Annotated in this window: 12 protein-coding genes; 10 read left to right on the forward strand and 2 right to left on the reverse strand. The window is 45.9% G+C overall.

Translation table 11 applies throughout. The features are described 5' to 3' along the window. Nucleotides 1–314: 314 nt before the first annotated feature. The 4 genes from GPK88_RS15435 to spoIVA all read left to right on the forward strand — a co-directional run bounded on the left by GPK88_RS15435 (nt 315) and on the right by spoIVA (nt 5990). Complete coding sequence (locus GPK88_RS15435; protein WP_021977710.1) at nt 315–794, forward strand: complex I 24 kDa subunit family protein; 480 nt, start codon at nt 315–317, stop codon at nt 792–794. After that, a complete protein-coding gene (locus GPK88_RS15440; RefSeq protein ID WP_215708009.1) occupies nt 791–2662 on the forward strand; it encodes an NADH-quinone oxidoreductase subunit NuoF in 1872 nt (623 codons plus the stop codon). Before GPK88_RS15435 ends, GPK88_RS15440 begins: the two co-directional genes overlap by 4 nt. Nucleotides 2663–2677: 15 nt before the next feature. Further along, the gene (locus tag GPK88_RS15445) at nt 2678–4375 is read left to right on the forward strand and encodes a [FeFe] hydrogenase, group A (protein WP_118062491.1); all 1698 of its coding nucleotides are present in this window, start codon (nt 2678–2680) and stop codon (nt 4373–4375) included. A 145-nt stretch (nt 4376–4520) separates the two neighbouring features. Further along, entirely contained in the window at nt 4521–5990 is a 1470-nt protein-coding gene (gene spoIVA / locus GPK88_RS15450; protein WP_148447207.1) for a stage IV sporulation protein A, read from the forward strand. A gap of 83 nt (nt 5991–6073) precedes the next feature. Here spoIVA and GPK88_RS15455 read toward each other — a convergent pair whose 3' ends face one another. Next, entirely contained in the window at nt 6074–6235 is a 162-nt protein-coding gene (locus tag GPK88_RS15455; RefSeq protein ID WP_173762604.1) for a hypothetical protein, read from the reverse strand. Nucleotides 6236–6404: 169 nt separating this feature from the next. Here GPK88_RS15455 and GPK88_RS15460 point away from each other — a divergent pair, with 169 nt between their 5' ends. Both GPK88_RS15460 and GPK88_RS15465 read left to right on the forward strand, forming a co-directional pair. Then, a complete protein-coding gene (locus tag GPK88_RS15460; protein WP_215708010.1) occupies nt 6405–7241 on the forward strand; it encodes a S8 family peptidase in 837 nt (278 codons plus the stop codon). A gap of 163 nt (nt 7242–7404) precedes the next feature. Further along, a complete protein-coding gene (locus GPK88_RS15465) occupies nt 7405–8616 on the forward strand; it encodes an NADP-dependent isocitrate dehydrogenase (protein WP_215708011.1) in 1212 nt (403 codons plus the stop codon). A 123-nt stretch (nt 8617–8739) separates the two neighbouring features. On the opposite strand, the gene GPK88_RS15470 is transcribed toward GPK88_RS15465, so the two are convergent. After that, the gene (locus GPK88_RS15470; protein WP_195567392.1) at nt 8740–9537 is read right to left on the reverse strand and encodes a sirohydrochlorin cobaltochelatase; all 798 of its coding nucleotides are present in this window, start codon (nt 9535–9537) and stop codon (nt 8740–8742) included. A gap of 234 nt (nt 9538–9771) precedes the next feature. On the opposite strand from GPK88_RS15470, the gene hemA reads away from it, so the two are divergent. The 4 genes from hemA to cobA are packed head-to-tail and all read left to right on the forward strand — an operon-like array spanning nt 9772 to nt 13867. Next, complete coding sequence (gene hemA, locus GPK88_RS15475; protein ID WP_177289711.1) at nt 9772–11001, forward strand: glutamyl-tRNA reductase; 1230 nt, start codon at nt 9772–9774, stop codon at nt 10999–11001. Then, on the forward strand, nt 10991–11485 hold the full coding sequence (locus GPK88_RS15480; RefSeq protein WP_215708012.1) for a precorrin-2 dehydrogenase/sirohydrochlorin ferrochelatase family protein: 495 nt from the start codon (nt 10991–10993) through the stop codon (nt 11483–11485). The genes hemA and GPK88_RS15480 overlap by 11 nt, the downstream gene beginning before the upstream one ends. Then, complete coding sequence (gene hemC / locus GPK88_RS15485; RefSeq protein ID WP_148447196.1) at nt 11463–12365, forward strand: hydroxymethylbilane synthase; 903 nt, start codon at nt 11463–11465, stop codon at nt 12363–12365. Before GPK88_RS15480 ends, hemC begins: the two co-directional genes overlap by 23 nt. Next, nucleotides 12362–13867 carry a uroporphyrinogen-III C-methyltransferase gene (cobA, locus tag GPK88_RS15490; protein ID WP_173762606.1) on the forward strand — a complete coding sequence of 502 codons (1506 nt, stop codon included), beginning with the start codon at nt 12362–12364 and terminating at the stop codon, nt 13865–13867. Before hemC ends, cobA begins: the two co-directional genes overlap by 4 nt. The last annotated feature ends 2 nt before the right edge of the window (nt 13868–13869 follow it).

Below are 13869 nucleotides of genomic sequence, written 5' to 3' on the forward strand. Positions count from 1 at the left end.
TAACAGGAAATGTTTTTTACCGGGAACATAAAGTAAATTTGTTCCTTTATTATCATAACTGTTAAAAATTGAACATTTTTTGGAGAAAATAGACACAAAACCAGTAAGCCATTGTAAACTTTTCAATATATTCTGAAAAAACCGAAAAAAGCACTTGTGGAAAATGACGATATAAGTTATAATTAAAAGCACAAAAATAGTGCAAAATAATGGTTTGCATAAACGCGCGGCACTGACAAAGTGTTAGAGTATCAACCTGTAATGGGAGCAGGCTGATCAAGTGGAAAATCTATGAGAAACAAGGAGGGAACCGAATGTTAGACCAGACGTATTACAAGAAAACGGATGAGATCATCGAGCACTACGGTCGGAAAGCTGCATCACTGATTCCGATCATGCAGGATATCCAGGCTGAGTATCGTTATCTCCCGGGAGAGCTTCTTACTTATGTTGCGGAACAGATTGGTGTAAAAGAAGCGAAGGCGTATAGCGTAGCCACTTTCTATGAGAACTTTTCCTTTGAACCGAAAGGCAAGTACATTATTAAGGTATGTGATGGTACTGCCTGTCATGTACGTAAGTCCATGCCTGTTAAGGAAGCCATGCTGAAAGAGCTTGGACTGACCCATAAGAAACATACAACGGATGATATGCTTTTTACAGTTGAGACTGTTTCCTGTCTGGGTGCATGTGGACTGGCACCGACACTGACTGTAAATGATGAAGTTCACCCGAAAATGACTCCTGAGAAGGCTGTTGAGCTTTTAAATGAATTGAGAGGTGAGAGCGTATGAGTATAACCAGTATGGAAGATCTGAAAAACAAACAGGCTGAGATTAAGAAGAATCTTGATGGCTATACCTGCCGTGTTCTCGTCTGTTCCGGTACCGGATGTATCGCTTCCGGTGCTCAGAAGATTTACGAAGAAATGTCAAGACTCTGTGAAGGTATCGAGGGTGTTGCGGTTGAGATGCAGAAGGATGTTCCTCATGTAGGTATCGTTAAGACCGGATGCCAGGGATTATGTGAACTTGGACCTCTTATGAGAATTGAGCCATATGATTATCAGTATGTTCATGTTCAGGTAGATGACTGCCGCGAGATCGTAGAGAAAACCGTGATCTGCGGACTGCCGGTTGACCGTCTGTTCTATCGTCATAATGATGAGGCCTGTCCACATCCAAGCGATATTCCGTTCCTGAACCAGCAGACAAGGATCGTTCTTGAGAACTGTGGTAAGATCGATGCAGAGTCTATTGATGAATATATTTCCGTAGGTGGATTTTCCGCTATGGCGAAGGCTTTCTTTGAGATGACCCCGCAGGGCGTTATTGATGAGATCACAAAATCCGGTCTCCGTGGCCGTGGTGGTGCAGGTTTCCCTGCTGGCAAGAAATGGTCACAGGTAGCACGCCAGCCGGAGAAAGTACGCTATGTAGTATGTAATGGTGATGAGGGTGACCCGGGAGCTTTCATGGATGGTTCCGTAATGGAAGGTGATCCTTACAAGATGATCGAGGGTATGGTGATCGCCGCTTATGCAGTAGGCGCAGAAGACGGTTACATTTATGTACGTGCCGAGTATCCTCTTTCTGTACAGAGACTTCGAATGGCCATTGAGCAGGCAGAGTCTTATGGCCTTCTTGGTGATAATATCCTTGGTTCCGGTATTAATTTCCACTTACATATCAACCGTGGTGCCGGAGCGTTCGTATGTGGTGAAGGTTCTGCCCTGACTGCATCCATCGAGGGTAACAGAGGTATGCCTCGAGTAAAACCTCCGAGAACTGTTGAGCAGGGTCTGTGGGGCAAACCTACGGTTCTTAATAACGTAGAGACTTATGCCAACGTACCGAAGATCATCCTTCAGGGTGCTGACTGGTTCCACACCATCGGTACAGAGGGAAGCCCTGGAACCAAGACCTTCTCACTTACCGGTTCCATTGAGAACACCGGTCTTATCGAGGTTCCAATGGGAACAAGCCTCCGTCATATCATTTATGATATCGGTGGTGGCCTTAAGAGTGGTGCTGCATTTAAGGGTGTACAGATCGGCGGTCCTTCCGGCGGATGTCTGATCGATGATCAGATCGATCATCCTCTTGATTTTGATTCTGTTAAAAAACTGGATGCCATCATGGGCTCCGGCGGACTTGTTGTTATGGATGAGAATACCTGTATGGTAGAGGTTGCACGTTTCTTCATGAGCTTTACACAGCGTGAGAGCTGCGGTAAATGTGTTCCTTGCCGTGAGGGTACCAAACGTATGCTTGAGATCCTGGAGAAGATCGTTGCAGGTAAAGGTGAGCTTTCCGATCTGGATGAGCTGGAAGAACTTGCAAACATGGTTCAGAGTATGGCTCTGTGCGGTCTTGGTAAGAGTGCGCCGCTTCCGGTCATCAGTACTCTGAAGCGTTTCCGTGACGAATATGTAGAGCATATCGTAGATAAGAAATGCCGCGCGAAGGTCTGCACGGCGCTCCGTCAATTCCATATCAATCCTGAGTTCTGTATCGGCTGTGGCAAGTGTGCGAAGAACTGTCCGGCAGGTGCGATTTCAGGAAAGATCAAGCATCCACATGTAATCAACAACGACGTATGTATCAAATGCGGTTCCTGTAAGGATAACTGTAACTTTGATGCGGTTTATGTGGAAGCATAGAAGGGAGGATATCTTATGGGTACAATGACAATTGACGGAAGAAAAGTAGAATTTACCGACGAAAAAAATGTCCTGACAGTCATCAGGAATGCCGGTATCAATATCCCCACACTGTGCTACCATTCAGAGCTTTCCACATTTGGAGCCTGTCGTCTCTGCACAGTTGAGGATGACAGAGGCAGGACTTTTGCATCCTGTTCCGAGCAGCCGAGAGATGGAATGGTGATCTATACCAACTCCGGCCGTATCAAGAAATATCGTAAACTGATCGTAGAGCTTCTGCTTGCAGCACATTGCCGTGACTGTACAACCTGTGTAAAGAGCGGTGAATGTATTCTTCAGGAGCTGGCACACCGCCTTGGTGTACGTAACATCCGTTTTGAAAATACGAGAGAGCAGCATGAGATCGATGAAAGCTCACCGTCCATTATCCGTGATCCGAATAAATGTATCCTCTGCGGTAACTGTGTACGTGCCTGTGAGGAACTTCAGGGAATCGGAGCTCTTGGTTTTGCGTTCCGTGGAACTGAGGCTATGGTCATGCCTGCATTTAACAAGAAGATCACAGAAACACAGTGTGTAAACTGTGGACAGTGTCGTGTTTACTGCCCGACAGGAGCTATTTCCATCCGTACACATATGGACGAGGTATGGGATGCTCTGGCTGATAAGGATACCCGTGTGGTTGCACAGATTGCGCCGGCAGTCCGTGTTGCAGTTGGTGATCATTATGGCCTTGCCAAAGGCAGAAGTGTAATGGGCAAGATCGTAAATGCTCTTCATAAGATGGGCTTTGATGAAGTCTATGATACAACCTTCAGTGCTGACCTTACCATTATGGAAGAGACCAAGGAGTTCTTAAACAGAGTGGAAAAAGGCGAGAACCTTCCACTCCTGACTTCCTGCTGTCCGGCATGGGTGAAATTTATCACCGATCAGTATAAGGAATACGTTCCAAATATCTCCACCTGCCGTTCCCCACAGGGAATGATGTCTGCAGTTATCAAGGAATACTTCCGTGATCCGGAGCATGCAGCAGGCAAGAAAACAGTTATGGTTTCCATTATGCCATGTACAGCCAAGAAGGCAGAGGCGATCCGGCCAAATAGCTTTACAGAAGGCGAGCAGGATACCGATATCGTTATCACAACCACAGAGCTTCTCCGCATGATCGACAACTTTGGTCTTGATTTTGCAACACTGGATCCGGAAGCATGTGATATGCCATTTGGATTTGGTTCCGGCGGTGGTGTTATCTTTGGTGTTACCGGTGGTGTTACCGAGGCAGTTCTTCGAAGACTGAGTCCGGATCACAGCAAGGAAGCCATGCATGAGATCGCAGAGTGCGGTGTCCGTGGTGAAGAGGGAATCAAGGAATTTACCGTTCCGTATAAGGGAATGGATATCAATGTATGCGTAGCCAGCGGCCTTGCAAATGCAAGAACCGTTATGGAACGTGTAAAGAACGGCGAAGCAAACTATCACCTGATCGAGGTTATGGCATGCCGCCGTGGATGTATCATGGGTGGAGGTCAGCCGACCAGATCCGGTGACAGAACCAAGGCTGCCAGAGCAAGAGGTCTGTACAATGCAGATAACACCATGATCATCAAGAAATCCGATGAGAACCCACTGGTTCTGGAGCTTTATGAGGGACTCCTCAAAGGCAAAGAGCATCATCTGCTTCACAATGAGTTCTATATCAAAGACTGATATGAGGAATACAAAGAGCTGCTGTTCCCGGTGAACAGCAGCATATAAGAAGCCTTCCGGGCATATACTGTGGTATGCGGGAACTGTCTTTTTTAAGACGGTTCCCGGAACTTACAGGCCAGTATATGCAGGGAGGCTTTTTTATATGGAAAACTTTCAGGTTTACCGTGATATCCAGGCGCGGACGGGCGGAGATATCTACATAGGGGTTGTGGGCCCGGTCCGTACAGGAAAATCCACATTTATCCGGAGATTTATGGAGCTGGTGGCGCTGCCATCGATCAGCGAGGGAAAAAGAGCGGAGCTTCAGGATGAACTGCCACTTAGCGGTGCCGGCAAAATGATTACCACCGTAGAACCCAAATTTATTCCAAAAGAAGCAGTGGAAGTATCCATAGGGGAAAACCAGAAAATCCGGGTAAAACTTATTGACTGTGTAGGTTTTCTGGTAAAAGATGCATCCGGAAATGTGGAAGAGGGCAGGGAGCGGATGGTTAAAACTCCCTGGCAGGAAAAAGCGATCCCGTTTCATGATGCAGCCCGCATCGGGACGGAAAAAGTGATCAGCCAGCATTCCACCATCGGAATTGTAGTCACAACAGACGGAAGCTTCGGGGAGATCCCCAGAGAAAATTTTATCCCGGCAGAGGAACAGACCATAAAAGAACTGAAAGCCCAGGGAAAACCATTTCTGATTCTGGTAAATTCCCAGACTCCATACAGCGAGGAAACCGGAAAAACCGTAAAAAATTTGGAAGAGAAATATGGAGTATCCGTTCTGGCAGTAAACTGTGAACAGCTCCGTAAAGAAGATGTGACCAGAATCCTGGAAAAAATCCTCTATGAGTTTCCAGTCAGTGAGATTGAACTGTTTGTTCCGAAGTGGGTGGAAATGCTTTCTCCGGAACATGAAGTCAAAGCAGCACTGTTAAAGGAGATCCGGGAAAAGATGACCGGACTTACCCATGTGCGGGATGTAACCAGAGAATCGGTACATCTGGAAAGTCCGTACGTGGAAGACACACTTCTTGAGCAGGTCAGCCTTTCCGACGGAACGGTCCGTATCCGGATCGCAGTAAAAGATATTTATTATTATCAGATGCTCAGTGAAATGAGCGGAATCTCCATGGAAAGTGAATATGAGCTGATCCAGACTATGAAAGAACTGGCCGGAATGAAGGAACAATTTGTAAAAGTCCAGGCTGCTCTGGAAGCGGTAAAAGGAACAGGGTATGGTGTTGTGGTACCTGAGCTTTCCGAGATCACTATTGAGGAACCTGAGGTGATCCGTCAGGGAAATAAATTCGGAGTAAAGATCCGGTCAAAAAGCCCTTCCATCCATATGATACGGGCAGGGATCGAAACGGAGATCGCCCCCATTGTCGGCACAGAGCAGCAGGCAGAAGATCTGATAAAGTATATCAAGGAAAGCCCGGACCGGGGAGAAAGCATCTGGGAGACCAATATTTTCGGAAAATCCATCCAGCAGCTGGTAGAGGATGGGATCAAGAACAAACTGGCCATGATCAGCGAAGAAAGCCAGGTAAAACTCCAGGATACCATGCAGAAGATCGTAAACGACAGCAAAGGCGGCCTGGTTTGTATTATCATATGAACAAAATTACGAAGCAATTTTGTTCATGAGCATGTAGCGAGGCGGAATGCGAATATCCTCTTTGCAGTGAAAAAGGACGTTCTTCAGCAGACGTCCTTTTTCTGATGCTGTTTTTTCCATTCCGCAATAAACTGAAGCTGTTCCTGGTCGGAAAGTTCCTGGGAAGCAGCATCGTTACCTGCCGCAGCACAGCAGAAAAGAATAAATATCTGAATTCCAAAGAATACAAGAAAAAAGAGAAGCATAGAAAAACCTCCTTTATTTTTCAGATATGTTAAGCATTGGAGAAAATACTGGATTTTATACATTCTATGAAAAAAAGCACAAAGATATTTTAACGGTTTTCAGTTGCCATTGGACTGTAACCGGAATAAACTAAAGAGAAATCATCTGTCCGGCAGGAGATTTTTGTTTATGTATAGAAGAAAATATACCGGAAAAGGCATCGGTGTGGCAGTGCTGGATACCGGGATTTTTCCACATATAGATTTTGGCAGGCGTATTTTGGCATTCTGTGATTTTACAGAAGGAAAATCAGGCCCCTATGATGATAACGGACATGGAACCCATGTCAGCGGGATTTTGGGCGGGGACGGCACGGCATCCCAGGGCAGATATAAAGGGGCAGCTCCAGGATGTGGCATTGTTGCGCTTAAAGTTCTAGACCGTTTCGGAAATGGCAGCCGGGAAGATGTACTTCGGGCTTTTCAGTGGATTGAAGATTTTGGGAAAATTTATAATATCCGCATTGTCAATATTTCGGTAGGAACAACTTCGCGCAGCGCAAATGAACAGACGGATCTTCTTGCAGGTGTGGAACAACTGTGGGATAAAGGTTTCATAGTAGTGGCAGCCGCCGGAAACCAGGGGCCTGGGGACGGCACAGTAACAGCACCGGGAAGCAGCCGGAAGATTATTACCGTAGGTTCCAGTGATATGCTGCAGGGAAACAAGGCAGTTTCCGGAAGAGGACCTACCTTTGAGTGTGTATGCAAGCCGGATCTGGTAGCTCCGGGAAATCGTGTGACTTCCTGTGCACCGGGGCTTCCCTATACGTACCGGATAAAGAGCGGAACTTCCATGTCAACTCCGCTGGTATCTGGAGGAATTGCCTGTCTTCTGGAAAAAGAGCCGCAGCTTTCCAACGTGGAAGTGAAGATGTTGTTAAGAGAAAGCACGGATGATATGGGACTTCCCAGAAATCAGCAGGGATGGGGTAAATTTAACTGTGAAAAATTAATAAAAAACTAAATTATTATACAATTCTTATAAACATAGTGTGGTAAAGCATAAAAGCGTTGACGGAAATGAAAAATATGAGTACAATGTACAGTAAAAGTGCCAAAGAAAGATTCTAAAGGAAAGAGCACCTGGAATCCGGACAGGAGAATAAACCTCAAAAGGAGAAAATAATATGGAAAAAATCAAAATGCAGACACCTTTAGTTGAGATGGATGGAGACGAGATGACACGTATCCTGTGGCAGATCATCAAAGACGAACTTCTCACACCATATCTGGAACTGAATACAGAGTATTATGATCTTGGCCTTGAACACAGAAACGAGACAGACGATCAGGTGACAATTGATGCGGCAGAAGCAACCAAGAAATACGGAGTTGCAGTAAAATGTGCCACCATCACACCCAATGCAGCCAGAATGGAAGAGTATGATCTGAAAAAAATGTACAAGAGTCCGAATGGAACGATCCGTGCCATCCTGGACGGAACCGTATTCCGTGCTCCGATTGTGGTAAAAGGAATTGAGCCATGTGTAAAGAACTGGGTAAAACCGATCACACTTGCACGTCACGCATATGGTGACATCTATAAAAATACAGAATTTTATATTGATAAACCAGGAGATGCATATCTTGTATTTAAGAGCGAGGACGGAGAAGAACGTAAGGAACTGATTCAGCATTTTGACGGAGCAGGTGTTCTCCGTGGCATGCACAACTTGGACGATTCCGTAAAGAGTTTTGCAAGAAGCTGCTTTAATTATGCACTGGATACCAAGCAGGATGTATGGTTCGGAAGCAAGGATACGATTTCCAAGACATATGATGGAAGATTTAAAGAGATTTTCCAGCAGATCTTTGAGGCAGAGTTTAAAGATAAATTCGAAGAAGCCGGCCTGACTTACTTCTACAGCCTGATCGATGATATCGTAGCCCGTGTTATGAAAGCAGATGGCGGATTTATCTGGGCATGCAAAAATTACGATGGAGATGTTATGAGTGATATGGTTTCTTCTGCATTTGGTTCTCTTGCAATGATGACTTCCGTACTGGTATCTCCGAAAGGATATTTCGAGTATGAGGCTGCTCACGGAACGGTTCAGAGACATTATTACCGTCATCTTGAGGGAAAAGAAACCTCCACAAACTCTGTGGCAACAATCTTCGCATGGACAGGAGCACTCCGCAAGAGAGGCGAGCTGGACGGAAATGAAGCACTTGCTGACTTTGCGGGAAAACTGGAAAAAGCAACACTGGATACTATCGAGAATGGAAAGATGACAAAAGACCTTGCACTGATCACTTCCCTGAAAGATGTACAGGTACTGAACAGTAAAGAATTTATCCTTGCTGTCAAAGCAAGACTGGATGAGCTGATGGCATAAATAACAGAAATTTTCAAAATTTCCAGTAATTTCATAAAAATAAAAAAGCTGCACCGGAAGATCCTGAGATGGATCCCGGTGCAGTTTTTTTATGATGGATATGAAAAAGATATTCTGTTCGAATCAGATCGAAGCGTCCATGGCCTGCTGTACATGATCTACGAGAATCTGGCGGATTTTCGGATATTCGCCAAGACCTTTCAGTACGGGAGTTACCTCATACCCTTCCGAGGAGAGGCGGTTCATCCAGGAATCCGAACCTTCACCGGCCAGATCGTTCTGTGCATGATCGCCTGCCACGATCATAAAAGGAGCAAGAACAATCTTTTTTGGCTGAAAGCTGTCCGCAGCCCGGAGAAGAGAATCCAGGGCAGGATAAGCCTCAACGGTCCCGAGAAAGATATTTTTATGGCCCATATCTTTAAAACGGTAATCCAGGGCAGCATAAACAGAATTTGCGTAATGCTCGGTTCCGTGTCCCATGAGAACAAGGGCTGTTTCCTGGTCCATATCCTGAAACTCACCGGCAACAGCCTGGACAACGGCCTGGTTATCTTCTTCTGTGGTAAGAAGGGGATTTCCGAAAACAATACTTGAAAAACGGTCACGGAAAGAAAGGGCGTCTGCTTTCATCTGGTCGTTTTCAATTCCGTTGATTACATGAGTAGGCTGTACGATCACATCAGTAATTCCATCGAGAAGCATTTGTTCCATAGCTTCTTTTACTGTGTGTATAATGATTCCGTCACGTTTTTTTAATTTGGCAATGATCATCTTGCTTGTCCAGGCACGATAGGCCGGACAGACAGGAAACGCATCGGCGATATCACGTTCGATGGCGTCGATGGTCCGTTTACGGGTGTTCTCATAGCTTGTACCAAAACTGACTATGAGGATTGCTTTTTTTGAAGCTGCATTCATACAGGGATTTCCTCCATCCTGAAATATATTTTCCGCATTTTCTACCTGAAGTTATTATAAAAGGAGGGTACAGGATTGTCAATCGTAGTTGACTTTCCGGGCGGAAATGTTTATCATTATAGAAGACTGCGGACATATGAGAAATGTACGGGAATACAGTTATATAATTGCGAATATTCGCTTGACATATCGTTGGTGGATGAAACCACCTGGAAACAAAGGAGAACGAAAGACATGAGTATATTCATGCTTGGAATTGACCATAATATGGCACCTGTGGATATCAGAGCTCTTTTTGCCTTCACCAGGAAGAATACCGGTGAGGCACTGCTTAAGCTGAAAAAAGAGCCGGGGATCTGTGGGTGTATTATTCTGTCAACCTGCAACCGGCTGGAACTCTGGGTAAGCACGGAAGAAGATGAAAAACCGGAACTCTATCAGTGGCTTTGCAGGCTGAAAGGAATTGAAGGGGAAGAATACCGAAAATACTTTATCAGCCGAGAAAATGAGGAGGCTGTAGAGCATCTTTTTTATCTCACAAGCGGACTGAAATCTCAGATTCTGGGAGAGGACCAGATCCTTACCCAGGTAAAAGACGCGTTGAGTTTTGCAAGGGAAGAGTTTACTACAGACAGCGTTCTGGAGGTGCTGTTCCGGATGGCTGTAACTGCAGGAAAGAAGATCAAGACAGAGGTTCCTTTTTCCCACGGAAATCCTTCTGTGATCCATCAGGCAATCCGCTTTCTTGAGGAGGGCGGATACCATGTAAGAAATAAAGTCTGTATGGTAATCGGAAACGGTGAAATGGGAAAAATGGCAGCACAGACACTCAGGGAGGCCGGTGCGGATGTGACGGTTACAATCCGTCAGTACAGAAGCGGAGTGGTAAACATTCCGGTTGGATGCAGCAGAATCAACTATGGGGAAAGAATGGACTATCTGCCGGAATGTGATCTGGTTGTCAGTGCGACGGCAAGTCCCAACTATACACTGACGGAAGAGCTGTTTGAGGATGTACGGGTGGAACGGCCAATGATTCTTATTGATCTGGCAGTCCCGAGAGATATTGATCCGGAGATCCGAAAGAAAGAAAATATCACACTTTATGATATGGACAGCTTCCGTACCAGTGAAACGCCGAAGGAACTTGCTGATAATCTGGAAGCAGCAGGAAAAATTGTAAAAGAGCAGATGGAAGAATTTTCCCAGTGGCTGGATGGCCGTGATATTATTCCACGTATTCAGGAAATCAAAGCCGATGCAGTGGAAGATCTGAACTTAAGAATTGAAAAAATATTCCGGAAAACTCCCATGGAAGATTCAGACAGGGAGAATCTGAAAAAAGCAGTGGATACGGCAGCCGGAAAGGTTGTGAACAAGCTGATCTTCGGACTTCGTGACAGCCTGAACCAGGATGTTTTTCTGGAATGTGTGGAAGGACTGGAGAAACTTTATGAAGAATAAACCGTATTTCCCCATGTTTATTGATCTGTCAGACAAGAATATTGTTGTGGCAGGCGGCGGTAATATCGCCACCAGACGGGTAAAAACACTTCTGAAATTTACAAGGAATATCACAGTCGTGGCAACAAAAGTTACACAGGAACTTATGGATCTTGGAAAAGCCGGGACCGTAAATTTACATATCCGCCCTGTAAAGCGTTCTGATTTTGCCTGTGCCTACATGGTGATTGCGGCCACCAATGACTGGAAATTAAATGATGAGATCCACCGTGTCTGTAGGGAGGAGGGCATTTATGTAAATGTAGCCTCCGACCGTGAATCCTGTGATTTTTATTTTCCGGGTATCTATATGAGAGATGAAATGGTAGTAGGAGTTACAGCCAGCGGTCTTGACCACAAAAAGGCAAAGCGTGTCAGGGAAGAAATTCAGAAAACGCTGGAAAAGGTACTGAAGGAGCAGGATGATGAAGACGAAGAAAAGTAAGATTATAATTGGCAGCAGGGAGAGTAAACTTGCGGTACTCCAGAGTGAAATGGTTCGTGATTATATAAAAGAAAAAAATCCGGAAATGGAAGTGGAGATTCTTACCATGAAAACTACCGGGGATATCATTCTGGACCGCACCCTGGATAAGGTTGGTGGAAAGGGCCTTTTTGTGAAGGAACTGGATAAAGCACTGATGGACGGAAGGAGTATTCTTTCCGTACACAGCCTCAAAGATATGCCTATGGAAGTTCCGGAAGAACTTCCCCTTCTGGCTTTTTCCAGAAGAGAAGATCCAAGAGATGTTCTGGTACTTCCGGAGGGAGTTTCCAAACTGGATAAAAGCAAACCTCTTGGATGTTCCAGTCTGAGACGTACACTTCAGCTTAAGAAACTGTATCCGGATATGGAGGTCAAAAGTATCCGTGGAAATCTTCAGACAAGACTCCGGAAACTGGATGAGGGTCAGTACAGTGCTCTGATCCTGGCAGCGGCCGGGCTTAAGAGACTTGGACTGGAATCCAGGATCAACCGGTATTTTACAGCAGATGAGATCATTCCGGCAGCAGGTCAGGGAATCCTTGCGGTACAGGGACGAAAAGGCGAGGACTACAGTTTCCTGAACGGTTACTGTGATGAAGAAGCCTGGGCCGTGGGAAGTGCGGAGCGTGCCTTTGTAAAGCTTCTGGATGGAGGCTGTTCTTCTCCGGTAGCTGCCCACGGGGAAATTTCCGGGGATGAACTTTATCTCAGAGGACTTTATTATAATGAAAAAGACGGTTCCTATGTAACCGGAACACTGCGTGGTAATAAGGCAGATGCGGAAAGCTTAGGCAGGGAACTGGCAGAAACTCTTCGAAAAAAAGGAGAAAACAGATGAAAACAGGAAAAGTATGGCTGGTAGGAGCGGGTCCTGGCGATATCGGCCTTTTTACATTAAAAGGCCTCAAAGTGCTGGAACAGGCAGATGTGGTCGTTTATGACAGTCTGGTAGGTCAGGGAGTTCTGTCAAGAATCCCGGAAAATGCCAGGCTGATCAATGTAGGCAAACGTGCCAGTCACCATATCATGCGTCAGGAAAATATCAATCAGATACTTCTTGAGGAGGCACAGAAGGGGCTTCGTGTGGTACGCCTGAAAGGCGGAGATCCATTCCTCTTTGGAAGAGGAGGAGAGGAGCTGGAGCTTCTTCGGGAGAATGGGATCCCTTATGAGGTGGTTCCGGGAGTTACTTCTTCCATTGCAGTACCGGCATATAACGGGGTTCCGGTAACACACAGGGATTTCTGTTCCTCAGTCCACATCATCACAGGACATAAGAGAGCCGGAGAAGAATATGACATTGATTTCCGTGCACTTGTTGATACAAAGGGAACGCTGGTATTTCTGATGGGCGTTTCCGCACTTCCGGATATCTGTGCCGGTCTTATAAATGCAGGTATGGAAAAAGATATGCCTGCGGCAATCCTGCAGAAAGGAACGACAGCTGGCCAGAAGCGGATCGTGGCTACAGTTTCCACCCTGGAAGAAGAGGTAAAGCGCCAGGGAATTGAGACACCGGCGATCATAGTAGTAGGTAAGGTATGTACACTGGCAGAAAAATTTGGCTGGTATGAAGAACTGCCTCTTGCAGGCTGGAAAGTTCTTGTCACGAGGCCAAAAGAACTGGTTTCCAGAACTGCGGACAAGCTTCGTGAAAAAGGAGCGGAGGTTCTGGAACTTCCAGCGATCCGTACGGTTCCTATGGAAGACCAGAGCCGCCTTTATCAGGCAATGGATCAGCTTGAAACCTATCAGTGGCTTGTATTTACCAGCCCTACAGGAGTAAGAGTATTCTTTGAGGAACTTGTCCGTCATGGAAAAGATATCCGTGCTATGGGAAGCATCCGTCTGGCAGTGATCGGTGAGGGAACAAAAAAGGCTCTGAAAGAAAGAGGCCTTCTGGCAGATTTTGTGCCGTCTGTATATGACGGGGATACCCTTGGAAAGGAACTTTCAGAGATCCTTTCCGGCGGAGAAAAAATTCTCATCCCGCGGGCGGAAAAAGGTAACGAAAAGCTTACGGAATTTCTTGCACAGGCAGGGGCTGAGGTTGAGGATATTCCAACTTATCAGACTCTTTACGAAAAGAGCCAGCTCATTGATGAGAAAAAGGAATTTGAGACAGGACAGATCAGCTGTGCAGTATTTACAAGTGCCTCCACTGTGAAAGGTTTTGTGGAGGGAACAAAAGGACTGGATTATTCAAAGGTTAAGGCGGCCTGCATCGGCAGACAGACGAAGGCGGCAGCTGAGAGCTTTGGAATGAAAGCATATATGTCAGAAAAAGCCACCATTGACAGTCTTGTCAAGCTGGTGGAGGATATGAAAAGGAGCGAATGATC

It is taken from the genome of Blautia sp. MCC269, from assembly GCF_018785655.1.
Classification (GTDB): Bacteria; Bacillota; Clostridia; order Lachnospirales; family Lachnospiraceae; genus Blautia_A.

Coding starts and splice junctions, on each gene's coding strand:
- GPK88_RS15470 (WP_195567392.1), bottom strand. CDS start 9,537: ATGAATGCAGCTTCAAAAAAAGCAATCCTCATAGTCAGTTTTGGTACA.
- GPK88_RS15445 (WP_118062491.1), top strand. CDS start 2,678: ATGGGTACAATGACAATTGACGGAAGAAAAGTAGAATTTACCGACGAA.
- hemA (WP_177289711.1), top strand. CDS start 9,772: ATGAGTATATTCATGCTTGGAATTGACCATAATATGGCACCTGTGGAT.
- hemC (WP_148447196.1), top strand. CDS start 11,463: ATGATGAAGACGAAGAAAAGTAAGATTATAATTGGCAGCAGGGAGAGT.
- GPK88_RS15455 (WP_173762604.1), bottom strand. CDS start 6,235: ATGCTTCTCTTTTTTCTTGTATTCTTTGGAATTCAGATATTTATTCTT.
- GPK88_RS15460 (WP_215708010.1), top strand. CDS start 6,405: ATGTATAGAAGAAAATATACCGGAAAAGGCATCGGTGTGGCAGTGCTG.
- GPK88_RS15465 (WP_215708011.1), top strand. CDS start 7,405: ATGGAAAAAATCAAAATGCAGACACCTTTAGTTGAGATGGATGGAGAC.
- GPK88_RS15435 (WP_021977710.1), top strand. CDS start 315: ATGTTAGACCAGACGTATTACAAGAAAACGGATGAGATCATCGAGCAC.
- GPK88_RS15440 (WP_215708009.1), top strand. CDS start 791: ATGAGTATAACCAGTATGGAAGATCTGAAAAACAAACAGGCTGAGATT.
- spoIVA (WP_148447207.1), top strand. CDS start 4,521: ATGGAAAACTTTCAGGTTTACCGTGATATCCAGGCGCGGACGGGCGGA.
- GPK88_RS15480 (WP_215708012.1), top strand. CDS start 10,991: ATGAAGAATAAACCGTATTTCCCCATGTTTATTGATCTGTCAGACAAG.
- cobA (WP_173762606.1), top strand. CDS start 12,362: ATGAAAACAGGAAAAGTATGGCTGGTAGGAGCGGGTCCTGGCGATATC.